At 63.7% G+C, this 22512-nt stretch carries 21 protein-coding genes; 9 read left to right on the top strand and 12 right to left on the bottom strand.

Going from position 1 to position 22512, the window contains the following annotated elements; all coding sequences use genetic code 11:
* Window positions 1-30: 30 nt before the first annotated feature.
* The 9 genes from ACSH0F_RS03470 to hemE all read right to left on the bottom strand — a co-directional run bounded on the left by ACSH0F_RS03470 (window position 31) and on the right by hemE (window position 14466).
* Window positions 31-4188, bottom strand: a complete 4158-nt coding sequence (locus tag ACSH0F_RS03470; RefSeq protein ID WP_435199922.1) for a hypothetical protein — start codon at window positions 4186-4188, stop codon at window positions 31-33.
* Window positions 4185-4955 carry a hypothetical protein gene (locus ACSH0F_RS03465; protein ID WP_435199920.1) on the bottom strand — a complete coding sequence of 257 codons (771 nt, stop codon included), beginning with the start codon at window positions 4953-4955 and terminating at the stop codon, window positions 4185-4187. Before ACSH0F_RS03465 ends, ACSH0F_RS03470 begins: the two co-directional genes overlap by 4 nt.
* A complete protein-coding gene (locus ACSH0F_RS03460) occupies window positions 4952-5716 on the bottom strand; it encodes a hypothetical protein (protein WP_435199918.1) in 765 nt (254 codons plus the stop codon). Before ACSH0F_RS03460 ends, ACSH0F_RS03465 begins: the two co-directional genes overlap by 4 nt.
* Window positions 5713-8256 carry a poly-gamma-glutamate biosynthesis protein PgsC/CapC gene (locus tag ACSH0F_RS03455; RefSeq protein ID WP_435199916.1) on the bottom strand — a complete coding sequence of 848 codons (2544 nt, stop codon included), beginning with the start codon at window positions 8254-8256 and terminating at the stop codon, window positions 5713-5715. The genes ACSH0F_RS03460 and ACSH0F_RS03455 overlap by 4 nt, the downstream gene beginning before the upstream one ends.
* Window positions 8253-8639 carry a response regulator gene (locus tag ACSH0F_RS03450; protein ID WP_435199914.1) on the bottom strand — a complete coding sequence of 129 codons (387 nt, stop codon included), beginning with the start codon at window positions 8637-8639 and terminating at the stop codon, window positions 8253-8255. Before ACSH0F_RS03450 ends, ACSH0F_RS03455 begins: the two co-directional genes overlap by 4 nt.
* Window positions 8636-11197: a hypothetical protein gene (locus tag ACSH0F_RS03445; protein WP_435199912.1), complete on the bottom strand. Its 2562-nt coding sequence runs from the start codon at window positions 11195-11197 to the stop codon at window positions 8636-8638. The genes ACSH0F_RS03450 and ACSH0F_RS03445 overlap by 4 nt, the downstream gene beginning before the upstream one ends.
* A gap of 300 nt (window positions 11198-11497) precedes the next feature.
* Entirely contained in the window at window positions 11498-12763 is a 1266-nt protein-coding gene (gene rho / locus ACSH0F_RS03440; protein ID WP_278329412.1) for a transcription termination factor Rho, read from the bottom strand.
* A gap of 200 nt (window positions 12764-12963) precedes the next feature.
* Window positions 12964-13407 (bottom strand): CopD family protein, encoded by a 444-nt coding sequence (locus tag ACSH0F_RS03435; protein WP_435199909.1) that lies wholly within the window; start codon window positions 13405-13407, stop codon window positions 12964-12966.
* Between the two features lie 33 nt (window positions 13408-13440).
* Window positions 13441-14466, bottom strand: coding sequence for a uroporphyrinogen decarboxylase (hemE, locus tag ACSH0F_RS03430; RefSeq protein WP_435199907.1), 1026 nt, complete (start codon window positions 14464-14466; stop codon window positions 13441-13443).
* A 377-nt stretch (window positions 14467-14843) separates the two neighbouring features.
* On the opposite strand from hemE, the gene ACSH0F_RS03425 reads away from it, so the two are divergent.
* The 9 genes from ACSH0F_RS03425 to ACSH0F_RS03385 all read left to right on the top strand — a co-directional run bounded on the left by ACSH0F_RS03425 (window position 14844) and on the right by ACSH0F_RS03385 (window position 20758).
* The gene (locus ACSH0F_RS03425; RefSeq protein WP_435200549.1) at window positions 14844-15629 is read left to right on the top strand and encodes a pyruvate, water dikinase regulatory protein; all 786 of its coding nucleotides are present in this window, start codon (window positions 14844-14846) and stop codon (window positions 15627-15629) included.
* On the top strand, window positions 15626-16222 hold the full coding sequence (locus tag ACSH0F_RS03420; protein ID WP_435199905.1) for a Maf family protein: 597 nt from the start codon (window positions 15626-15628) through the stop codon (window positions 16220-16222). The genes ACSH0F_RS03425 and ACSH0F_RS03420 overlap by 4 nt, the downstream gene beginning before the upstream one ends.
* Window positions 16219-17094 carry a shikimate dehydrogenase family protein gene (locus ACSH0F_RS03415; RefSeq protein ID WP_435199903.1) on the top strand — a complete coding sequence of 292 codons (876 nt, stop codon included), beginning with the start codon at window positions 16219-16221 and terminating at the stop codon, window positions 17092-17094. The genes ACSH0F_RS03420 and ACSH0F_RS03415 overlap by 4 nt, the downstream gene beginning before the upstream one ends.
* Entirely contained in the window at window positions 17091-17696 is a 606-nt protein-coding gene (gene coaE, locus ACSH0F_RS03410; RefSeq protein ID WP_435199901.1) for a dephospho-CoA kinase, read from the top strand. The genes ACSH0F_RS03415 and coaE overlap by 4 nt, the downstream gene beginning before the upstream one ends.
* A 47-nt stretch (window positions 17697-17743) precedes the next feature.
* A complete protein-coding gene (gene dnaQ / locus ACSH0F_RS03405; protein ID WP_435199899.1) occupies window positions 17744-18439 on the top strand; it encodes a DNA polymerase III subunit epsilon in 696 nt (231 codons plus the stop codon).
* A gap of 72 nt (window positions 18440-18511) precedes the next feature.
* The gene (hpf, locus tag ACSH0F_RS03400) at window positions 18512-19081 is read left to right on the top strand and encodes a ribosome hibernation-promoting factor, HPF/YfiA family (protein WP_435199897.1); all 570 of its coding nucleotides are present in this window, start codon (window positions 18512-18514) and stop codon (window positions 19079-19081) included.
* Between the two features lie 13 nt (window positions 19082-19094).
* The gene (locus tag ACSH0F_RS03395) at window positions 19095-19562 is read left to right on the top strand and encodes a PaaI family thioesterase (RefSeq protein WP_435199895.1); all 468 of its coding nucleotides are present in this window, start codon (window positions 19095-19097) and stop codon (window positions 19560-19562) included.
* A gap of 5 nt (window positions 19563-19567) precedes the next feature.
* The gene (locus ACSH0F_RS03390; RefSeq protein WP_435199893.1) at window positions 19568-19903 is read left to right on the top strand and encodes a DUF1491 family protein; all 336 of its coding nucleotides are present in this window, start codon (window positions 19568-19570) and stop codon (window positions 19901-19903) included.
* Between the two features lie 198 nt (window positions 19904-20101).
* Complete coding sequence (locus tag ACSH0F_RS03385) at window positions 20102-20758, top strand: cell wall hydrolase (RefSeq protein ID WP_435199891.1); 657 nt, start codon at window positions 20102-20104, stop codon at window positions 20756-20758.
* 59 nt (window positions 20759-20817) lie between these two features.
* Here ACSH0F_RS03385 and xth read toward each other — a convergent pair whose 3' ends face one another.
* Genes xth through ACSH0F_RS03370 form a run of 3 tightly spaced genes read right to left on the bottom strand, consistent with a single transcriptional unit; the run spans window position 20818 to window position 22433 of the window.
* A complete protein-coding gene (xth, locus tag ACSH0F_RS03380; RefSeq protein ID WP_435199889.1) occupies window positions 20818-21603 on the bottom strand; it encodes an exodeoxyribonuclease III in 786 nt (261 codons plus the stop codon).
* A 37-nt stretch (window positions 21604-21640) separates the two neighbouring features.
* Window positions 21641-21970: an iron-sulfur cluster insertion protein ErpA gene (gene erpA / locus ACSH0F_RS03375; protein ID WP_435199887.1), complete on the bottom strand. Its 330-nt coding sequence runs from the start codon at window positions 21968-21970 to the stop codon at window positions 21641-21643.
* A 31-nt stretch (window positions 21971-22001) separates the two neighbouring features.
* Window positions 22002-22433, bottom strand: coding sequence for a CBS domain-containing protein (locus ACSH0F_RS03370; protein WP_435199885.1), 432 nt, complete (start codon window positions 22431-22433; stop codon window positions 22002-22004).
* Window positions 22434-22512: the final 79 nt, after the last annotated feature.

The following is a 22512-nucleotide window of genomic DNA, read 5'->3' as shown; positions in this document are numbered from 1 at the left end:
CCATCCTCGCACCATCATTTCGGATATGGCTTAGGCCGCCCGGCGCTCCCGCCGTGCCTTTATCGACTTGGCGAGCCAGCCACCCTTTTGTCGTGACGTCAGCTCCTTCAGCTCCGACGCGGCGCGCTGGTTAGAGATCTGCTCGGCGATCAGCGAGGCGTAAATGCGATCGGAAGCCTTGCGCCGGCGCACCGCATCGCCCGCATCGATGAATGCCTCCACCGTCGTGACAAGGCTGGAACCGATCTTCGCCAGCTGGCCGCCGGACGCCCCCTCCCCGCCGCCGGTTTCGATCGACAGGCCGGACAGTTTCTCCATCTGCTCGTTCAAGCGCGCTTCGAGTACATCGCATTGCGCGGCGGAGAGCGCAGCCTGCATGCCCTGTTCGCGCAATTCGGCCAGCAGGGCGCGCAGTTCCGCCTCACTCAGGACGCCGAATTCGTGGAAGCTGGCGAGCATGCGATAGCCGCGCTCGACCGTAGCCGGGTCTTCCTCACGCAATTGCTGGCACGCTTTCCAGGCCGCCTCCCATGCCTGCCAGCGATAGACCCAATCGAGCCCGGTGCCCTTGATGTTCTGCATGCCCATGATGCGATTAAGTAGACCGGGCGGCGTGTTTGCGGCTACCAGACGAACGATCGCCTCGCCTTTCATGTAATAGTCGCGCACCGGGACCAGCTTTGCGTGAAAGGCCTTGTGTAACAGAGCTCTCAGCGCCTGATCCTGCGATGCCGGATCGCCGCCGCCCGCCACGGCCTGCTCGATTGCAAGGTATTCACGGTGCAACTCTGCAACCGCTTCATAGTGCGCGAGAATAGCCTCGGCGTGGTCTACGTTCGCCAGAGCTTCGCCCAGTTTGCCGTCCTTCGCAGCTGCAAGCGCGTCCTCCGGCGCCAGCTTGTGCGCTTGTGGGGCAAGCATCGCCGTCAGCAGGCCATCGAGTGCGTCCTGGCTGAGCGGGATGCGCTGATGGCGGGCCAGCGCACGCAATTGCTCCAGCGGCTCGACATCCTTGGCAACGAGGCTCAGCGACGCCGCATATTCCGCCCACTCCTCCTCGATGAAGCCGAGCAGCCCCTCGATATTGCTGCCGATCAGGAAGTGCCGGTCGGCTGCCACATCGCGCACCAGCATGCGCGCGAAGACCCGGCTGCGCGGCACGCGGTCGGCGCGGTTGTTGACCACGGTGGTCACGAAGATCTCCGGGTCCTTTTCGAGGTCGTGATCGGCAAAGCCCATGCGGGTCCAGTTGCCCATCGCGCCGAAGCGTTCGTTGGCCGACATGCCCATGACGAATTGCAAGCTGCGCCCGTCGATTTCCGCGCGCGGATAGGTCTTGAGCACGCCAAGGTCGGCTACGACCCGATCGGACATTTCCTTGATGCAGAAATCGGGCTCCAGCCACAGCTCGTCGCCCATTGCGGTGACCAACGCGATGTTGAACGGGTGCTCTTCATAGGGGAACCGGTCGAGCAGGTTCTTGTGGATCAGCCCGGCCTCTTTCCACCCGACCGAGCGCATGCGCGTGCTCGCCCTGGCCGCCCCTTCGGCCAGGATCGGCAGCATTTCCTCCTCGGTCGTCAGCAGCGTCGAATTGTGCGGGATGAACTCGCACATGACCTCGGGAATATTTCGGCCGGCGGGGCCCTGTACGTCTTCGTGGTCGGGGTAGGTATTGGTGATGGTCCCGATATCGTCGCGCATCCAGTCCTGCTGCAGTATGCGGACATAGGAGGGGTTGAGCCCCATGCATTCCCACAGGAACACGCGCGCCTTCAGCCCGCGCGAAGTCTTGAGCAGGTTGAACTGCTCCCAGATCGTTGCCTTGTCGTATGGGCGGAACAGGAACATCTCGGTCAGCTCGCCATAGGGATTGCCGAGCAGGAACATCGCCTCGCAGCCGGTGGTCTTGGAGACGATCGAGGGGCCAAGCGCATTGATGAGGCCGGCCTTCAGCCGCTCCGTGCCGGATTTCCCGCGTGTCCCCCAGCCGCCGAGCACCAAGGACAGCCCGTCCCGCAGCCGCCGCGCTTGCCAGCCGAGCCATATGTGCCGTCCGAGAAACCATGCGCTCGCCAGCAGCACGAAGACACCAAGCTCGACGAGATTGTTGGCAAAAACCGTCGAAACATAAGCCGATGCGCGGTCCCAGAAAATCGGCAGCGCTGCAAAAACACCGCCCGCGCTGTAGAGCTTGACGATATGCGGCGTCGGTGTGCCCTCCGTGTCGTGATACGCCCGGAAGACCAGATCTAGGTCGAGTTCGCGGAGCTTGGCGATATAGGCCTCGGGATCGCGATTCCTCAGGCTCGCCAGCTCGGGAAAGCTACGAGTCACCTTCCAGAACGCCTTCATCCGGGCGGAAATCCCCGCAGGTGCGCTTATCTCGGTTATCCCCGCGCTGGTGAAGATCTTGGTCGTGCCGCCGCGGTCGAGCGCCGACAGTACCTGGTCGACCAATGGGAGGTAATTGCGCCAGCCCCCCTCGCCGCTTTCGAACAGCGGTTCGCCCGGCACCTTGGTCGGGGCGAGTTCGGCCATGCGCGCGCTCGGTGCGATCAGGCTGCCGTGATAGTGGCGACCCTTGGTGTGATAGAACGCTTGGCGCTTGTCGGTTGCGCTGTGCCGGCCCTCGAACAGCATCCGCCAGGCACGGCGGCGGAAATACTCACCGCGCTGGATCGACGGCACCGGGCCCGATTTTAACGCAAGGCCGAAATCGCGCTGCGCCAGCACCGCCATCACCCGGCCGACCTTGTCCTCATCCTCGGCCAGCCATTGGCGCAGCGCCGGGATCCTTCGCAACGCCCCTTCGCGCATCGGATGAACCGTTTCGGCGAGATTGCGGCGAATCTCGCGCGCCTCGGGATTGGTCCAGAACCAGATGCGCTCACGTACCTCGTCGCTCCAGCGCCATAACTTCGGTGAGGGATTCCGGTTCCGAAGCCCTTCGACCGCGCCCAGCAATTGGCCGACCAGTGCCGCCGGAGCATCGCCCGCATCGCTTGCGGCATGCTGCGCGATGTCGGCGCAGGCTTCCAGCGCGATCCGCAGGACGAATTCGTCGTCGTCGCGCTTCAGGGTCGATGCGATGGCCCGCAAATAGAGGTTTGCGCTAAGCGCTTCGAGATTGGCGGCGGGCGCAGCGAAGAAAGCGGCGCGAACCTGGGCGTCTTCGTCACGCAGCAGATCTTTGGCAGCCTGCGTGGCGCGGCCTGGAGGCAGGATGGGGAGGCATTCGGCCACCACCTGCCGCACGGCGCCGTCGGGGTCGTTGCAAAGAATGTCGAAGGCTCTCTGCAAGCGGTTCGAGGTGTGGAGGAGGCCCGCGATCCGCCGAACGAGGTGGCGGCGAACGAAAACCTCGCCATCGCGCTGCGCCGGCGCTTTCGTGTCGAGATCGACGGCCAGCCGCCGCTCGACGAGCGAGTGCACGGTGTGCGGCGAAAGCGCGAACATGACGTCGAACGCCTCACACTGGGTCCAGACATCTTCGGAAAGATCGAGACACGCCCGGCGCGTCGCACTGAGAACCGCATCAAGCCATAGGCCCCCGGTCCTCGGTGGCAGGTTCTCGGCGATGCGCCGCATGCAGGCATGGGCCGCCCGGCGGATGCGCGCATCGCCATGCCAATTCCGCGTGGCGGGGAGGAGGACCTCGAAAATCTCGGTCATCGTCTCGCCTTCGGTCAGGGCGAGATCGTAACGGACCGCTTCACCGGCCACCCATCCCAACCGCTCCAGCGCGAAGGCCAGAACGCGCTCGCGCTCGCCGAGCCGCTTGGTGAAGCGTTCAACCACCGCGTCGGCATCGAAGAAGTCCCGCGTGGCCTGTTCGTCGCGCCTGATCTGGCGGGCGCGCGAACCGAGGGCCCGGGCGAAATCGAGGATCGCCGCCCGCTGCTCCGCCGTGTCGAGTGCGCTGGCGAAGCGCGACTGGAACCGCTCTTCCGCTCTGCTCATTCGGGCGATCTCGTCGCGCTGCAACAGGCAGAAATCGGCAAGGACCGTCGCATGGCGGGCAGCTGGCCGGGCGTCGCCCCTTTCCCCGGCATAAGCGAGAATTTCCTCCCGCAAGTCGGCATAGACCGGCAGCAGCTTGTCTGCGAAGCCATGATCGAGGCGCTCGCCCAGTGGGACCTCCACCGGTCGCGCTTGTGCCACATCGATATTGGCCGCCGCATTCATGCCGCAGCTTCCTCGAGGCACGCGGCAAAGGAAGCGAGAAGCTGCTCATCGCTTATCATTGCTTCGCGCAAATCAGCCGAGAGTTCGATGTGCGCAAAGCGTGCGCCGCCTTCCTTGCGCAGGGCCTTCCCTTGGGCATTGTCTTCGGCCCCCAATTCGTTCGTTTCCGCCGGGTACAATAGTACGGCGTGCGGAGCGAGAGCGCGGCTGAGGCAATCCGCAAGATCGAGTGTATCCAAACCGGGGGAAGGCGTTCCATTGCTCACTATGGCCGCAGCTTCTTCCGCACGCGCGGTAGAGCGTCTCGCGCCGTCGAAACCATGCAGTTGGACGACGAGGCCGTCCGGAAAGCGATCGGAAAATCCCAACGCGAATTGCGTGAACAGATGCTCGTCTTCACGCGCGACATCGAGCGCTTTGCAACCGTCGCTGCCGTCGCGTGCGACGGTGTTCTGCGCAGCAGCGGCCGCCCGGCTGCGCAGCAAAATACCCATCGCAAGCTCACCCGTGCCGCGATCGTGAAAGGCGTGGGGGGCGGTGACGGCAAGCGGGACTGCCGCGCCATTGCGGAGCCGGTACTCGCCGCCGTCACCGCAATGGCGCGTGTCGCGCATCACGATGAACTTGTCCTCTTCAGTCCGGGTCAGGCCGAGGTTTGCCGCATCGCGCTCTTGCAGAGCTTCCTGCGCGAAAAACCCACGCGCCTTCTCGCTGCTGCATGCACAAGCCGAGAAGCCGGATAGCATGAGGATGGCCCAGCGGATCACGATCCGGGCTCTCCGGCAGCTCTGTCGGCTTCGTAGATCACGAGGGCATTGTAGTCGCGCCCTTCGATACCGACGGGACCGACAGGGCGCCAGAGATTACCGGCAAGATTAGCGATCTCGGACTCCGACAACATTTCTGGCGGGAACGGACTGAAGGCGGTCAGGGCCGCGCGCTCCTCACTGCTCCGACGCAGGAAGACGGCGCGCCCGTCACCGGCGGAAACGGGGCGCTGCTCGTAAAGCCGCGCATCGACGCCCGCGACCATGTTCTCGGCATCCTCAAGCGTCACTTCCACCCGCGTGAAAGGTTGATCGTCCTGGATAACGAGCTGATCCTGGCCCCAGATCTCCTGTCCGCTGGCGCGGTAGAACCGACGCGCGCGGCCGTCGGGCAGATATCCATCGTCACGGCCGGAGAGAAGTGTCCGCCGATACTCCGCAATTTCTGCGCCCTGCGCATCGAACAGGGCAACGCGCAACGTGTAGTACGCGCCTTCCGATGCTCTCGAGGGTTCTACCACTGCCGCATGCGCGAGAAGCTTCACCTCGTCGGCGGGCTGCGACAAGACGAAGGTCATCGGCCTGTCCCGCTCCAGCCGATAGGCGAGAGTCCGCCCTACGATGCGCAGGTCCATCTGAGTAGAATCCTGCGCGGCCACGAGATAGCGTGCCAATGGTACCGCCCAAGCCCATCCGCCATAGGCGGCGAGCGCCGCGAGGATCGCGAACACGATGCTACGGCCGACGAAGGTCAGGCTCATTGCGCGACGCCTCCGTAGTTGAGCACCCACCCGATCGCGGAGCGGCGTCCGCTCGTAGCATTAAAGTAGCGCTCGGCCTGCGCCGGACGGGCTTCGTACCCTGCAAAGGCCCGGCTGCCGTCCGAAAGCTCGGTGCGAATGCCGGCTTCGCGCAAGGCCGATGCGAGGCCTCCGAGTTCGGAATACTCCGGCCCCAATACGTCCTGCACCAGCAGGACTTCGGGACGTCCTTCGGGAAAGGCAGAGCCCTTGGGTCGCTGGCGCAGGTGGAAGGAGAAGGCTTCCTCTTGCCCCTCCTGCTGTCGAACGATTTCCTGCCAGAGCACCGTCATAGCCGAGCGCGGCGAGCGGGAAAAACCGTCGGGCTGCGCTGCGACCAGCAAAACATCGCTTGCCCAGTTGCGATGCACAGCGACACCGAGCCGGGCGGCCTTGCCATAGTCTTCCTCGCGCCAGGTAAGCACGCTCTTGGCGAGGGGCGCACCTTCGGCGAGGAAGATCTGGCCCTCGTCCCGCCGCGCCGAAAAGAGTGTCCAGTGATAGCGCCCTCCGAGCGTGCATCGCGCGACGCCGAAGCCTGCGATCGTGGCAGAGGCGCGTGCGTGGGTTGCAACTTGTCCTTGGCGGACTGAGGCGATGAAAGGCGCGGCGATTTCATACCGTACGAAGGCGAGGCGTTCGACTTCCCGCCATTTCGGATCCGCGTTGTCATTGGCCACGAGGCGACAGGCAGCATCGTCGCGCAAGCGTGGCAGACGCATCCTGGCGAGTTCTTCGAGCGCCGTGTCGCTCAGCGAAAGGACTGCACGGTCCCCGCCCCCATTGCGTGCACCGATATCGATGCCGGCGCGGATATCCGGCACTGCGGCCTCCAGGCTCGGAAGATCGAGGACCCCGGCCGATGCATTGGCATAGGCGATCTCGGACGTTTCGCCCGGACCGACCTGTAATTCGAGCAGGACGGTGTCGCTGGCGTCGGCGAATACATCGGCAACACTGAGCCCAGCGATCGTCCCAGTGCCTCCGGGCGCCGATATAACGAGCCACCGTGCATCGAGCTGTCGCCTTAGTGCCAAGGCGGCCACGCCGAGACCGGGCCAGCTTGCCGGATCCCGCAGAACGATAGCTGCATCTCGCGCTGCCGCCGGATCGAACAGCAGCATTTCGTGGCCGGCGTCGTCGGCCCGGACAATCGCCAGCCGACCATCGCCGACCGCCATCAACCGCCAGCCCTCTGCCTGCATGTCGAAATCGGGAGAGGATGCGGGCACCCCTTGCTGCAAGGCATAGACCAGCTCCGCCAGATCTTCACGCGCAGTATCCGACAATGGCGCCGCCTTGCCCGAGACCCTGCGGATATGCGCGTCGCCGATTGCGTTCACGACAAGCATCTCGATGCGCTCTTCGCTGCGAGACACCCCGTCCACTTCGGCCCTCTGCTCGCCGCCTGGGACCCGCGAGACCGCCGCCGAGAGCGCGAAGCCGACGATATTGCCGAAGACGGCGCCCATGAAGCTCACCTGCAGGGTCGAACGGGCGAGACGCGGGAAGATGTTCTTGTCGTGTGCCTTGATCGCAATGAGCGTGGAGAGAAGGTAACCGAAGCCGTAAAAGTCGGTCGTCTTCACATCGTAGCCCTGCCAGACGATGAACCAGCCCAGCGCCATCTTCCAGGCGAAGCTGATGTTGAAGAACAGCAGCAGTTTGCGCCCGCCCTCGATCGTCGCATTGGCCATGCTCGGCAGCTTCAGGACGAGCCGCGCAATCACGTAGATCACGATCGCTTCGAGGAAAGAGGTGACGATCTTGGTCGGCTGATACCATTGCAGCGCAATCAGCGCCGGGATCAGGATGCCCGAGAAATCCCAGCCATAGCGCACGTTCATATGGCTGGCGATCAATGCCGTCAGCGTCAGGATGATATAGGCCTTCGGGCTGGCCAGGATCGAGCTGGCAAGCCCTTCGTACATATAGGTCACCGCGCTCATGCGGAAATTGGTGAACTCCATCAGGCCGTAGCGGACCACCAGATAGGTGATTCCCATCGTCACCACGGCAGCGCCCAGCCCGCGCACCAGCCCCGGCTTCCAGAACTGGTTGGCCAGCAGCGAGATGATGACGAGGCCGAAGCTCTGGAGATTGTCGCGCCAGTCGAAGCGGCGGTCGAAATTGGTCTCCAGCCAGCCGGCAAACTCCGGCAGGATATAGCCATCCATCACCAGGCGCACGGCAATGCTGGCGAGGATGAGCCCCATGAACCGGTCGCGGCCGAACAGGCTGGGATAGCGACCGCGGCTCAGCTTTTCGGAGAACACCCACACCAGCACATAGGCGAGTACGGCTTCAAAGATGATCACGAAGCCGGCCACCGGCTTCACGATCAGCAACGGCACGATATAGCCCGGCACGACCAGGCCGGAGAGGACCCAGCCGTAGCGCAGGTTGAAAAAGCACAGCACGAACACCCCGACCCACACGGTCGTGATGATCGAGCTTACGAGGCCGCCCTCGGGGAATATGGCGAGCGGGAAAAGGCTCATCCGGCGTTCGCGGCTCCTTGTCCGAGGGCGCCCGCGATATTGTGCACGAGCCAGCTCGGCTCGACCGGCTTGCGGGCGATGGCAACGACACCGAGCGCACGGAATTCATCGGATACGGCGTTGCCCGCAGTCGAGGAGATGACGATTACCGGAGGACGAGCCTCGCCCTGTTCGTTAAGGACGCGCAGGAAACGCACTCCGTCCATTTTAGGCATCACGAGGTCGAGTACGACCAGATCGATCCCACCCTCGGCCAGCCTCGCCAGAGCGGCTTCGCCATCGGGTACGGTCGATACCTCGTAACCCTCGACTTCCAGCGTGATCTGCAAGAGACTGGCGAGGATTTCGTCATCGTCAACGATGAGGATATGCAACAAAGTCATCCGATGCGCCTTAGTTTTACGTTAAATCCGAATCCATTGGCCTCGCGGCCCCAGTAGGAGACGCTGCCGCCCCACTTGGCGGTGCGAGCGATGCCGCGATTGATCTGGCGGTACTCGCCCACCGACTGGTCCTCGCCCTTGGTGAGCAGATAGACGAGCCGACCGAAACCGATCCCGAAACCGCCGGCAATATGGACCTGCGTTTCGGTATTTTTCTCTTCGAGCCGGACCTTCACCGTCTCGCCTTGCGGCGTATCGGCCACCACGACGCGCAGCATGGCTTCCAGCATGTCGCCCAATGCACGCGGCTCGGCGATGGTGAAGCCGCTCATCGCCGGCAGCTGAATGTCGATCCCGACTTCCAGCTCCTCGGCCAACTCGGCGGTTTTCTCGAGCGTCTGGAGGACCAGCGCGCGCGCATCTACGGGATAACAGGCCTCGACCAGCTCCTCGTTCTCGCCTCTCACGAGCTGTGCAACTTCGTCCAGCCGCCCGGTCGCGCGGCGCGCCGCCTCGCCGATTCGCCCGACGATCGGGTTGATCTTGTCGGCGCCGACCCGCGGATCCCGCGCAAGGTCGGCGGCAAGCAGGATCGCCTCGAGATCGTTGCGAAGCTGGAGGTCGATGAAGAGCCCGACCGACTGGCGCAAGTCCGCCGCGGCGTGCAATTCGGTGATGTCGACCGCTTCGATCACGATCACCCGGTCCATGCCCCGCGCCATGCTATCGGGGGCTGCCACCCGCAGAATCCGCTCGACCGGACCGAACTGCCGCATCGGCAAGCGCATTTCACCGCCGCGGAACACCAATTCCTGCAGCAGGGCCTCCACCCGGACGACATCGAGCTGGGTCAGTGCCACGATCGCATCGACCAGCGGCGTCTCGTTCACGGCGATCTCGGCTTCGCGATAGAGGTCTTCCATCGCGCGGTTCGCATGGAGTGGCGATCCGATAAGGTGGAAAATCATCACCGCGGTATCGATCGTGTCGAAACCGCGGCGGACCTGGTCGGATTCACGAGCGACAAGCGAGACCGCGCTGGCGACCTTCTCGTCGATCGGGAGGTAGCGTTCCTCCTGTCGCTCGCGCGCATTGAGATCTCCGCGCCAGCGAAACAGCTCGCGGAAGGAAGCGGCGGCTGCGCGCACCAATAGTCCGCGCTTGCCGCTGCGCCCGCCAGGGGGAACAGCGTAGAGCCAGAAGAGGTTGCGCTCGGCCCCGCCGATCCAGGTCAGCCGCGCCTCGCAGCCCCAGCCAGGCACCAGAGCGGCGGCATCGAAGCCGACGTGCCGTCCACGCATTTTCGCGAGTTCTTTCGATAGCTCGGCAGTATCCATCGCGATATCGTCGAGCTTGGCGTCGATAGCGCTCACGAGCTGCAGTTCGCCGGTGCGGGTTAGCTCTAGCAGCAGGCTTTTCTCGACCCCCGCGATGCGCGCCGTCGGATCGACAAATTGCGGCAGCCTTGCTCCTTCGCGCAGGGCCGAGCGATGCACCGAATGCTGGACCGCGCGCGCTGCAACTCGTTCCAGCCGGTTATCCTGGCGGCGCTCGCGAATGAGAATGCGCTGGATGGCAATGATCCAAGGGGCCAGCAGCAGCGCCGTCATCGGCAGCAGGCGCCCGGCGAATTCGAGCGCGAGCCAACCGCCGGCGGCGATCAGCACGCTGGCAATGAACGAAACGCGCAGGATAAGCTGCTTTGGATCGCTTCGGCGATAGGTGATCGCCAATGCCAACCCGACAGCGAGCAGCAAGATCCAGCTGTTCCAAGCGGCTGCACGGACGACCTGCCGACCGGTCCGCAAATCATGGACTGCATGGGCGCGGAAGATCGCTTCGGACATGGTGCGCATGTCGGGATCGCGTGGCGTAGCAAGCGAAAGCTCGAGCGCGGACGATGGTGCGACCAGGGCCACGGTTCCGGCAAGGTCGGCAGCCGAAAAATCGCCTGAGACCAATTGGCTCGCCGGAATGACGGGGATCGACTGCGCCCGCGGCATGCGAACCAGGAACTCGCCCTCGCTTGGCTCGACACCGGCCAGCGCGGCTTCGAAGGATGGCATGACAGTTCCGCCACCCGACAGGCCGCGATACTGGCTGCGCTGAATTCCATATTCGGAGGGCGCAAGATTGGAAGCCGCTCGAACTGCGCCAAGCTCGGGGCCATCGGGTGTGGAATCGAACCGCCAGCGTCCGCTGAGGGGCACTTTGTCGGCGCTTCGGCCCACTATCACCGGCACGCTCGCTCCCGGCCCCGGCGTGTCGCGGGCGCCGAGGTAGCCGATCCGCTCGATACCCGACCCGGCAAGGACGCGGTTGAGATCAGCGAAGCGGTCCGCTCCTATTGCGACGAAGCGCGGATCGCGTTCCACTACGACCACCGTGGGGGCCGTGGCACTCCCGACGACAGCAAGGCGATCGAAAATCCGCCCGTCGATATCGCGAAAGACCTGCGCCTGGTGGAGGATGCCGAGCAGGATCACGGTCATCATCGGCAGGAGCACGCTGGCAAACCGCTCGCGTGTGAGCACGCGCGCGCTGCGCGAAGCAGTCACCTTGTGGGGGAGTGCAAGAGAGCCGAGCGACGCCACGTCAGATGCGATATGCGGCGCGGCCGAAGGCTTTCGGGAGCACGCGCAGGCTGGCGCGAAAACCGATCATCGTGGCCCCCGTGAAAAGCTATCAGGGCAGACCGCCTGCCCGGCGATGCCGGGTCGTCACCCGCCACAAGGCTTTCCTAGGGGAAACAGGGTTAATTTTGCGTTAGAGCAGTTCGCCTGCCGCTATCGCGAAGCTGGCAGCGGGACCGGCATTAGGGAGGGCATGCCTAATGGCCCGCCCTCCTTGACGCAAACCTACTGGTTCATGTTCGCGAAGAAGTCTTCGTTGGTTTTGGAATCCTTCATCTTGTCGAGCAGGAATTCCATCGCATCGACGGTGCCCATCTGCATGAGGATCCGGCGCAGGACCCACATCTTCGACAGCTGGCCCTGATCGACCAGCAGCTCTTCCTTGCGGGTGCCGGACTTGCCGACGTCGAGCGCCGGGAAGATGCGCTTGTCGGCGACCTTGCGATCGAGCACGATTTCGCTGTTGCCCGTCCCCTTGAACTCTTCGAAGATGACCTCGTCCATGCGACTGCCGGTATCGATCAGCGCGGTGGCGATGATGGAGAGCGAGCCGCCCTCCTCGATATTGCGCGCCGCACCGAAGAAGCGCTTCGGGCGCTGCAGGGCATTGGCGTCGACACCGCCGGTCAGCACCTTGCCAGAGCTCGGCACCACTGTGTTGTAAGCGCGGCCCAGACGGGTGATCGAGTCAAGTAGGATCACCACATCCTTTTTGTGCTCGACGAGGCGCTTGGCCTTCTCGATCACCATTTCCGCCACCTGGACGTGCCGATTGGCCGGCTCGTCGAAGGTCGAGGAGATGACCTCGCCATTGACCGAACGCTGCATGTCGGTGACTTCCTCGGGTCGCTCGTCCACGAGCAGGACCAGCAGGAAGACTTCCGGGTGATTGTCGGTGATCGCCTTGGCGATGTTCTGCAGCAGCACCGTCTTACCCGTGCGCGGCGGGGCGACGATCAGCGCGCGCTGACCCTTGCCCTGCGGCGAGATAATATCGATGACGCGGGCCGACTTGTCCTTCACCGTCGGATCGAGCGTGTCGAGCGTCAGCTTCTCTTCGGGATAGAGCGGCGTGAGATTGTCGAAATTGGTGCGCGTGCGGACCTGATCAGGATCTTCGTAATTGACGGTCGTCAGCCCGGTCAGTGCGAAATAGCGCTCGCCTTCCTGCGGCGCGCGGATCTGGCCTTCGACGGTATCGCCGGTGCGCAGGCCCCATTTGCGGATCTGGTTGGGCGAGACGTAGATATCGTCGGGACCTGCGAGGTAATTCGCTTCCGGGCTACGCAGGAAGCCGAAGCCGTCCTGCAGCACCTCGATGGTGCCGATGCCCATGATTTCCTCGTCATATTCCTCGTCGTCGGCGAGTTCGCGCAGGATGCAGAACATCAGGTCCTGGCGGCGCATAGTGCCGGCCGCTTCGACGCCCAGTTCCTCGGCCATCGCGACCAGATCTGCCGGGGCTTTTGCTTTCAAATCCTTGAGATGCATGATGTTTACTCGGTATTTGGCTAGGGATGGCCGGCAGGTCGGTATGTCCGTGCGGTTGGCATGGGACTGGGCTTGGAGAAAGCGGACCCGGCCCTGTCTGATGCAAGGCCTTCAGCCGGATTGATGGGCGTTCAAATACGGGGCCTGCGCGAAGCCGTCAATTCGGAATCAGGCCCTGTCAGCATCAGGCCATACGGCGCTCAAAACGGTTTGACGACCACCAGCACGACGATCAGCGCTAGCGCGATCCCGGGGAATTCGCCCCACAAGCGCAGCTGCTTTTCGGTCAGGGGACGCGCGCCCGCAGTCATCTTCTTCGCGTTCGCCACCATGTAGCCATGGAAGCCGGTAAGCGCGATCACGATCAGCAGCTTCGCATGAAACCACCCCTGGTCCCAGGCACCGATGGTCATCGCCAGCAGCAGGCCGAGCACCCACACGACGATCAGGCTGGGCGTCAGGATGACCTTGCGCAGCAGCCCCATCCGCTTCGTCCAGATCGCAGTCTCGTCCGATTCTGCAGCGGCCGGGTGCAGATAGATCATCTGGCGCGGCAGCATGAACAGGCCGGCCATCCAGAACACCATGAAGATGATATGGCCAGCTTTGAGCCAGAGATAGGTCATCGCGAGAACGTCCTGCATCGCCGGTGCATGTAAGCGCTGCTCACGCGCGCGTCACCCCTCGAAACCGCGGACCGCTGCAATCAGCCGCTCGACATGCTTGATCGGCGTACGCCGGTCGATGCCATGCCCGAGGTTGAACACATGCGGTCGGTCGGCGAATGCTTCGAGGATAGTGCGAATACGCGCTTCGAGCGCCTCGGACCCAGCCAGCAGCAGCAGCGGATCGAGATTGCCCTGCACTGCCATGCCAGCGGGCAGCTCGCGCGCCACCCACGCAGGATCGAGCGTCTCGTCCACACCGACGGCCCTCACGCCGGTTTCCCGCGCATAGGCCGGAAGCTTCTCGCCGGCGCCCTTAGGAAAGCCGATCACCGGCGTGTCCGGATGACTTTCGCCCAGCGCCGCCACGATGGTCGCATTGGGCGCGATCACCCAGCGCTCGAACTCGTCCGGGGCGAGGCTGCCCGACCAGCTGTCGAACAATTGCACCGCTTCCGCACCCGCATCGATCTGACCGCGCAGATATTCGATCGTCTGGTCGGAAATTGCATCCACGATTCCCTGGAGCGCCGCCGGATCGCGATAGGCCATGGCCCGCGTCTCGTGCTGGTCGCGGCTCCCCTCGCCAGCGACCATATAGGTCGCGACGGTCCATGGGCTGCCGGCAAAGCCCAGCATGGTCGTTTCCGGGCTGAGCCGCTGGCGGCACAGGCGCACCGTTTGATAGATCGGTTCGTAGCGCGAAGGATCGGGCTCGAGGCTTTCGAGTGCCGCATCGACGAGGGGCGGCGAGAGCTTCGGCCCTTCGCCCGTCAAAAACTCGAGATGCTGCCCCAGCGCATGCGGCACGATGAGGATGTCCGAAAACAGGATCGCGCCGTCAAAACCGAAACGGTCGATGGGCTGGAGCGTGATTTCGCACGCCGCCTCGCTATCGTAGGCCATCGCGAGGAAGCCGCCTTTCTCCGCCCGCAATGCGCGATATTCGGGCAGGTAGCGACCGGCCTGGCGCATGAGCCAGAGCGGCACGCGTCTCCCGCGTTTTCCGTTCAGCGTATCGAGGAGGAGACCGGGCATCGGAGAGTCCAATCCAATAATAATAGTATTATTTATAAGAGATGATGGAGTCTGTTGGCCCTGTGGATTTCAGGGATAAGCCGCCCCTGCCCGATTTCTCCCGCCGTGCAAAGGGTGTGTCCCGGATCGCGACTCGGCTGCGGGGTTGAGTCGAGTCAAACTTATCCTCGCTGTTCCACCCCTTGCGCAAAACTTACGTTTGGTGTGCGGGAATCGGCCCGCGAAGGACTCGGATCGGGCACACAATCCGCTCCCGAACTTGTCGGCAGCTTTCTCCCGTGGTTTATGCCGGTGCTTCTCCACAGGCAGGCAGGCCCGCAATTCCCGATCGCATCCATCTCCACCTTCTGTCCGATTCCACCGGCGAAACGCTCGAAATGTTGGCCAAGGCCGCGCTCGCGCAATTCGAGGATGCGGATGTGATGCGCCATTTCTGGCCGATGGTCAGGAGCAGGCAGCATCTCGAGCGGATCGTGCCCGAACTCAAGGCCAATCCCGGGCTTGTCCTGTTCACGCTCGTCAACCCCGACACCCGAGCCCGGCTGGAGGAGGTCTGCGCCCAGCAAGGCCTGCCCGCCGTGCCGATCCTCGACCATGTGACGGCGGCGCTCGAAAAGGCGCTCGGCCAGGAGGCGCACGGCCGGCCCGGTCGCCAGCACACTATGGACAAGGCCTATTTCGAGCGGGTGGAGGCAATCCAGTTCACCATCGCGCATGACGACGGGGTTGGCTGGGAAAACTGGGAAGAGGCCGACATCGTCCTCGCCGGCGTGTCGCGCAGCTCGAAGACGCCGACCAGTATCTACCTCGCCAATCGCGGCTATAAGGTGGCGAACATTCCGTTGGTCGTGGAAAGCCCGCCGCCGCCAGCACTTTACTCGCTAAAGAATCCAATGGTGATCGGCCTCACGACGGCGCCGGAGCGGCTGGTGCAGATCCGCCGCAACCGACTACTCAGCCTCAACGAACAGGCGCAGACCGATTACGCCGATCAGGAGAAGGTGAAGAGCGAAGTGGCGTTTGCCCGGCGGATGTTCGCCGACAATGGCTGGGCTGTGATCGATGTGACGCGCCGGTCGATCGAGGAAACCGCCGCTGCGGTGATCCGCCTCTATAACGAGCGCGAGATGCGCGGCACATCGCAAGGGGCGAAGCCGATATGAGCGGGATTGCCGGGAGCGGAATCGTCCTTGCCTCGAACAGCGCCTCGCGCAAGGCGATGCTGGAGGCGGCTGGCGTGGCCTTTACGGCGGAGACCGCCGATATCGACGAGCGCGCGCTCGAAGCCGAGATGGAGGGCGCGGAGCCTGCCGAGATCGCCCAAGCGCTGGCTGCGGCCAAGGCTGCGGCGGTGACGGCGAATGGCCTTGTGCTGGGGTCGGACTCACTGGTCGAGGTCGATGGTAGGCGTTTCGACAAGCCGCAATCACGCGAGCAGGCGGCCGACCATCTTCGCTTTTTCTCCAGCAAGGTAATGACGCTGCACAGCGCGGCGGCGTTGGCGCGGGAGGGGCAGATCATCTGGGTCGGCTCCGATTTCGCGCGGCTGCGTGTACGGGCACTGAGCGAGGATTTCATCGAAGCCTATCTCGACGCAGAGTGGCCTGAAGTGTCCTACTGCGTCGGCGTGTTCCGCATAGAGGGACCGGGCGTGCAGCTGTTCGAGAGCATCATGGGCGACCAGTTCACCGTGCTCGGCATGCCATTGCTGCAGGTGCTTGACGCGCTGCGCGAAGAAGGTGTGTTGCCCGCGTGACTCCGGATCGTCGTCCGGGGCAGGCTTATGCCGAAGTCATCGGCGATCCCATCGCCCAGTCCAAATCGCCCGTGATCCACGGGTTCTGGATCGAGAAGCTCGGCCTCGATGCGGAGTATCGCGCCACGCGAGTGACGACCGACGAGCTTGAAGATTATTTTGCTGACCGGCAAAACGACCTGAGTTGGCGCGGCTGCAATGTCACCATGCCGCACAAGCAGACGATCATGCCGTTGCTCGACCGGATCGAGCCGCTCGCGAAGCGCGTCGGCGCGGTCAATACGGTCGTGAAGGCCGGAGACGGAGCTCTCGTCGGGCGCAACACCGATGTGGCGGGGTTTCTCGAACCCTTGCTCGGCCAGCTTCGCGATACGCACTATTTTCGCATGGCCCGCATTCTCGGAACCGGGGGTGCGGCGCGCGCTATTGTCGCCGGACTAGCGGGCGAGAGCTTCACCCTCGTCCTCGCCGGGCGAAATACCGACAAGGCCCGCGCGCTGCTGGACGAGCTCGATCCTGGCGGTGAGCATCATGTCGCCCCGCTCGATCATTTTGCCACGCCGACGGATTTTGCTTTCGACGATCGCGAGGGCTGCTGCGATCTCGTCATCAATGCATCGCCACTCGGCATGCGTGGCCAGCCGCCGCTCGCTTTCGATTGGAGCCACGCGCCACCCGGCTCGATCGCTTACGACATCGTCACCGATCCGGTGGAGACCGAATTCCTCGCCAATGCGCGGGCTGCCGGATTTGCGACGATCGACGGTCTCGCCATGCTGATCGGGCAGGCAGCCGCCGCCTTCACTCACTTTTTCGGCGTTGAGCCTCCGCGCCAGTTCGATGCTGAATTACGCGAAAGGCTGCTTGCATGACGCGGCCGCTGATCGTCGGTCTCACAGGTTCTATCGGCATGGGCAAATCGACCGTGGCCGCCATGTTCGAATCAGCCGGCGTCCCCGTATTCGATGCCGACGCCGAAGTCCGCGCCATGCAGGGGCCGGATGGCGAATTGTTGCCGGCTATCGAAGCGGCGTTCCCCGGCAGCGTCGGGCCGGAAGGTGTGCTTCGTGATGCACTCGGCGCGAAAGTGTTCGGCGACAAGGAAGCTCTCGCCCGGCTCGAAAGCATCGTACACCCCGCCGTCGCCCGCAAACGCGCGGCATTCCTGATCGAGCATTCGGGCGCGCCGGTAGTGGTGTTCGACATTCCACTCCTGTTCGAGAAAGGCGGCGCCGAGGCGGTCGATCGCGTGGTCGTGGTCTCCGCCCCTGCCGAAGCCCAGCGCAAGCGCGTCCTTGCACGGCCTGGAATGACCGAGGAAAAGTTCGCGCATATTCTCTCTCTCCAGGTTCCGGATGCCGAGAAGCGCGAGCGGGCCGATCATGTGATCGACACGGGCACCTCGCTCGAACGAACCGAAGACGCAGTCGTTGCGCTTGTCGGGCAATTGCGTGACGCAGCCGCCGCTCGCTGACCGATCGGCCCTTGAAATCGCCGCAATTGGGGCCGATAGGATAAGCAATGCGTGAGATCGTGTTCGATACCGAAACCACCGGCCTAGACCCCAAGACGGGGGACCGGATGGTCGAGATCGGATGTGTCGAGATGGTCAATCTCGTGCCCACGGGCCAAACCTACCACGCCTATTTCAATCCCGAGCGAGACATGCCTGCCGGCGCGGAAGCGGTGCACGGGCTTTCGGCGGCCTTCCTGTCGGACAAGCCCTTGTTCTCGGATGCGGCAGAGGAACTCCTCGCGTTCATCGGCGACTCTCCGCTGGTCGCGCACAACGCCGGCTTCGATTTCGGCTTTCTCAATGCCGAACTTGGAATCTGCGGGCGCGATGCAGTGTGCACCAGTCGCATGGTCGATACGGTCGCACTCGCGCGCAAGCGGCACCCGGGCGCGAAGCTTTCGCTCGACGCGCTGTGCTCGCGCTACGGGATCGATCGCAGCCACCGCGTGAAGCACGGCGCGCTGCTCGATGCCGAATTGCTCGCGCAGGTCTATGTCGAGCTGAAGGGCGGACGGCAAATCGGGCTGGAACTCGCGGCCGAAATCGAAGTGCAGCAGGGCGGGGCGGTCGAGGAGGTTGTTGCCGTGAGCCGCGCGCCGGACCGACCGCGCCGTGAACCGCGCCCACACGCGGCATCTGCCGCAGAGCTGGCGCGCCACAGGGAGTTCATGGCCGGGATCGAAAACCCTCTGTGGGGATAGATTGTGGACCAGTGCCGGCGGACGGGGCCGGCCGGGATCGTCAGCGGGGACGAACTAAGGAGAACGAAGCCAATGGATATCCGCGTTTCCGGCCACCAGATCGATACGGGCGCCGCTCTGCAGGAGCATGTCGACGAGCGCATGAACGCCATCGTCGACAAGCATTTCAATCGCGCGATCTCCTCCCACGTCACCTTCGGTAAGGGGCCGGGCGGCTCGTTCACTGCGGATATCGTCACCCATGTGATGCAGGGCCTGATTCTCAAAGGCCATGCCGAGGCGCATGACGTCCACCAATCCTTCGATCAGGCGGCGGCCAAGATCGAGAAGCAGCTGCGCCGTTACAAGCGACGAATCCAGGACCGGCACGAACAGGCGGCCCATGCCCTGCGCGAGGAAGAGGCGGCCTATACCATCCTCGCCGCACCCGATGCCGACGACGACGAGGAAGTAACGGTCGACAGCCCGCCGGTCATCGCCGAAACGCGCGCCATCATCCCCGAATGCAGTGTCGCCGACGCGGTGATGATGCTCGATCTGCAGAATGCCAATGCGCTCCTGTTCAAGAATGCCGGGAGCGAGCAGCACAATATGGTCTATCGCCGCCACGACGGTTCGATCGGCTGGGTCGAGCCGCGCTAGGCGGATCGGAATCATGACGGACGGGGCGGCAAATACCGGGGCCGAGCGGCATTATCGCGCGCTCGAGGCGCTCTATACGTCGGCGCCGGTCAATTCCCTGTTCGCCTCACGCCTTTTGATCCCTGACGAGGGCCATGCCCGGATCGCCTTCGATGTGACCGAGGAAGTCTATCACGCAGCCGGCGCTGCCCACGGCACGATCTACTTCAAGATGCTCGACGACGCGGCCTTCTATGCCGCAAACACGCTGGCGACCGATCGCTTCCTGCTGACCACGTCCTTCAACCTCCATTTCACCAAGCCGGTCCGGACGGGGAAGGTGATCGCGGAGGGCAAATGGGTAAGCGGGCGCAAGCGGGTATTCGTCGCGGAGTCGCGGCTGGTGGATGAGGAAGGGGACGAGATCGGTCGTGGGACCGGCACATTCATGCGCTCGCGAATCGCCCTGTCGAGCCTGCCCGGCTACATCGGCAAGGGCTGAGCGAGATGGATGCGCGGCTCCCCGCCCATGTCGAGGTCTCGGGTCTGGTGCGCTCGGTATCGGCTGCAGGCGGCTTTGCGACCGTCTTGCAGCGCGGGGAGAAGGACGCAGGCACACTCCTCGTCATCACGCTCGACCGCGGCGAAAGCGCGGTTTTATGGGAGCGCATGCCCCAGCTCGACGGATCGCGCAGTTTCACTCGCTCACGCGAGCAAGACCCTGAAAAGCCACAAGAATTTAACGAGTACATCGCTCGCAGAAAGCAGTCGGATCCCGATTGCTGGGTGGTCGAGCTGGATATCGCCAATGCGGAACGGTTCATCGATTCCGCAGTGCAATAACTTGACTTGGTTTCGGATGTGACTATTTGGCCGCCCAACTTCGATGCGTAGGCGGCTTGCTTCGGCAATGGGGTCGGTAGGCTAGCACGCAGACGGGGGATGGGCGGCAGGCCCGTAACGGATCCAGTCCAACGACGCGAACAACGCGCACGGATCCCAGTCTGCGTCTGGCCATCAACCGCTTAGTTTAGCAGAAAAATGGTCCGTAAATTTACCGGTTTCACCGCGGCTGTCGCGGCGATCGCCCTTACCACGCTTGCCGGAGCGGAAAGTTCCGGCGCCAACGCCCAGGTTGCGGCGCAAGCAACCGAAATCGCCACCGCCGAACCCGAAGTGACCGAAGAGGTCGTCCCGGTCTTCGTGCAGAACGAAGTGGTGCAAGAGCTTCCCGAGGAAGCCGAACCCGAAATTCCCGTCGTCGAAGAAGCGCCCCGCGCCCAGAGCCTGCGCGAGCTGGTCGACGCGATGCCCGCCACCGGCGAGCTCTCGCCCGAACTCCAGTGCCTCGCCGGTGCGATCTATTTCGAATCGCGCGGCGAACCGCTGGCCGGCCAGCTGGCCGTAGCGCAGGTCATCATCAACCGCGCGGAAGACCGCCGCTTCCCGTCGAGCTATTGCGGCGTGGTTTACCAGCGCGCGCAGTTCTCATTCGTGAAGGGCGGCCGCATGCCGCGCATTCGCACCGGCACCGCAGCGTGGACCAAGGCCAAGGCCCTTGCCCGTATCGCACACCGCGGCTTGTGGGAGAGCGAAGCCGGCGATGCCCTGTTCTTCCATGCGAAATACGTGCGGCCGAGCTGGAGTCGCAAGAAGATCGCCACCGCGACCATCGATACGCACATTTTCTACCGCTGATTGGCGGATCGGAAACGTGAGGGGTCGTCGCGCGAGTGGTGGCCCCTTTCGCTTGGCGTTCAGTCGCGCAGCTCCACCCAGACGGGCGTGTGATCGCTGGCCTTCTCGCGCCCGCGATATTCCTTGTCTACGCCAGCCGCAGTCATCCTGTCCGCGGTCTCGGGCGACAGCAGCAGGTGATCGATGCGGAATCCGTGGTCGCGCTGCCAGGCACCGGCCTGGTAGTCCCAATAAGTCCACACGCCGCCGCGCGGATTGAGCGCGTCGATCGCATCGGTCCAGCCATCGTTGAGGAATCGGCGATAGGCATCGCGCGATTCGGGTTGCATCAGCGCATCGTTTGCCATCGCGCGGACGGACCAGACGTCCTTGTCTTCGGGGATGACGTTGAAATCGCCCAGCACGACCGCCGGAACCTCTTCGCGCCAGATTTCGCGCATGCGGGCACGCAGCTTGTCCATCCAGGCAAGCTTGTAGTCGAATTTGAGCCCCGGATGCGGATTGCCGTTGGGCAGGTAGAGGTTGCAGATGCGCACCCCGTTCACCTCGGCTTCGAGATAGCGGGCCTGTTCGCCCTCGCCGTCCTTCGGGCCATCGATGCCGAGGCCGCGCTGCACTTCGACCGGCTCGACACCGTCGGCCAGGATCGCGACGCCGTTGAAGCTCTTCTGGCCGTGCCAGATCGCCTTGTATCCGATCGCCTCGAACTCGTCGGCGGGGAAGCCGTCGTCCATCGTCTTGATTTCCTGCAGGCAGGCGACGGTGGGGCGTGTTTCCTCGAGCCATTCCTTCAGGCGCGGCAGGCGGGCCTTGATGCCGTTGATGTTGTAGGTGGCGATACGCATTCAGGCGTGATGCCCGAAAGGCGCGCGCGGGTCTAACTCAAATCCCGAAGCTCGATCCGCAGCCGCAGCCAGCGGCCGCCTGGGGGTTCTCGACCTTGAAAGCCGCACCGCCGAGATCTTCGACGAAATCGACCTTGCTCCCGGCCAGCAGGTCCAGGCTGACGGGATCGACGACCAGCTTCACGCCATCGGTTTCGCTAACGGCATCATCGCTGTCCGGCGCCTGCGCCAGATCGAACTTGTACTGGAAGCCAGAACAACCGCCCCCCTCGACGGACAAGCGCAAGATCGCGGGCTTCGCCTGCTTCTGCGCGATTGCTGCGACGCGCGTTGCCGCCGCTTCTGTCAGTGTGGGTATGCCGGTCATAACTTGAATGTAGGGTGCGCTGCGCCCGCGCTCAAGCGTGCGCGATATAATCGCGCATGGCTTCGGCTTCGTGCTGCACTTCGTCGAAGCGCGATTTCACGAGATCGCCGATTGAGATGAAGCCGCACATGGTTTCGCCATCGACCACGGGCAGGTGGCGAATGCGGCGCTTGGTCATCAGCGCGAGCGCCTGGTCGATCTTGGTCGCGCGATCGACCGTTATCGGCGGCGAGGTCATCACGTCACCGACCGGGCGAGCGAGGCAGGCGTCGCCCTCCTCGGCCAGGCGGTAGAGCACATCGCGTTCGGAGAAGATGCCGACGACTTTGCCACCCTCCATCACAGGCAAAGCACCGATGCGCTTGGATGCCAGCAATCGCACCGCATCCCTGACCTGGCCGTCGACCGAACAGGAAATTACGTCCGAGCTTCTGCGATCTGCAATGAGCGATCCGATATCCATGGCGCTGTCGTCTCCCTATTTGCCGAGGGAGAATGCCATCAAACGGCGCAAATTGCGAATCCGCGCGGCACCCCGCCCC

Origin of the sequence: Qipengyuania sp. 902, from assembly GCF_051195295.1 — a bacterium.
Lineage (GTDB): Bacteria > Pseudomonadota > Alphaproteobacteria > Sphingomonadales > Sphingomonadaceae > Qipengyuania.
The sequence above is the reverse complement of the archived record's forward strand: the minus strand, read 5'-3'. Positions and strand labels throughout refer to the sequence as shown.

Coding starts and splice junctions, on each gene's coding strand:
- ACSH0F_RS03460 (WP_435199918.1), bottom strand. CDS start 5,716: ATGAGCCTGACCTTCGTCGGCCGTAGCATCGTGTTCGCGATCCTCGCG.
- rho (WP_278329412.1), bottom strand. CDS start 12,763: ATGCATCTCAAGGATTTGAAAGCAAAAGCCCCGGCAGATCTGGTCGCG.
- ACSH0F_RS03450 (WP_435199914.1), bottom strand. CDS start 8,639: ATGACTTTGTTGCATATCCTCATCGTTGACGATGACGAAATCCTCGCC.
- ACSH0F_RS03395 (WP_435199895.1), top strand. CDS start 19,095: ATGACGGACGGGGCGGCAAATACCGGGGCCGAGCGGCATTATCGCGCG.
- ACSH0F_RS03435 (WP_435199909.1), bottom strand. CDS start 13,407: ATGCAGGACGTTCTCGCGATGACCTATCTCTGGCTCAAAGCTGGCCAT.
- hemE (WP_435199907.1), bottom strand. CDS start 14,466: ATGCCCGGTCTCCTCCTCGATACGCTGAACGGAAAACGCGGGAGACGC.
- ACSH0F_RS03385 (WP_435199891.1), top strand. CDS start 20,102: ATGGTCCGTAAATTTACCGGTTTCACCGCGGCTGTCGCGGCGATCGCC.
- ACSH0F_RS03455 (WP_435199916.1), bottom strand. CDS start 8,256: ATGAGCCTTTTCCCGCTCGCCATATTCCCCGAGGGCGGCCTCGTAAGC.
- coaE (WP_435199901.1), top strand. CDS start 17,091: ATGACGCGGCCGCTGATCGTCGGTCTCACAGGTTCTATCGGCATGGGC.
- ACSH0F_RS03370 (WP_435199885.1), bottom strand. CDS start 22,433: ATGGATATCGGATCGCTCATTGCAGATCGCAGAAGCTCGGACGTAATT.
- xth (WP_435199889.1), bottom strand. CDS start 21,603: ATGCGTATCGCCACCTACAACATCAACGGCATCAAGGCCCGCCTGCCG.
- erpA (WP_435199887.1), bottom strand. CDS start 21,970: ATGACCGGCATACCCACACTGACAGAAGCGGCGGCAACGCGCGTCGCA.
- ACSH0F_RS03425 (WP_435200549.1), top strand. CDS start 14,844: ATGTTGGCCAAGGCCGCGCTCGCGCAATTCGAGGATGCGGATGTGATG.
- ACSH0F_RS03470 (WP_435199922.1), bottom strand. CDS start 4,188: ATGAATGCGGCGGCCAATATCGATGTGGCACAAGCGCGACCGGTGGAG.
- ACSH0F_RS03420 (WP_435199905.1), top strand. CDS start 15,626: ATGAGCGGGATTGCCGGGAGCGGAATCGTCCTTGCCTCGAACAGCGCC.
- dnaQ (WP_435199899.1), top strand. CDS start 17,744: ATGCGTGAGATCGTGTTCGATACCGAAACCACCGGCCTAGACCCCAAG.
- hpf (WP_435199897.1), top strand. CDS start 18,512: ATGGATATCCGCGTTTCCGGCCACCAGATCGATACGGGCGCCGCTCTG.
- ACSH0F_RS03390 (WP_435199893.1), top strand. CDS start 19,568: ATGGATGCGCGGCTCCCCGCCCATGTCGAGGTCTCGGGTCTGGTGCGC.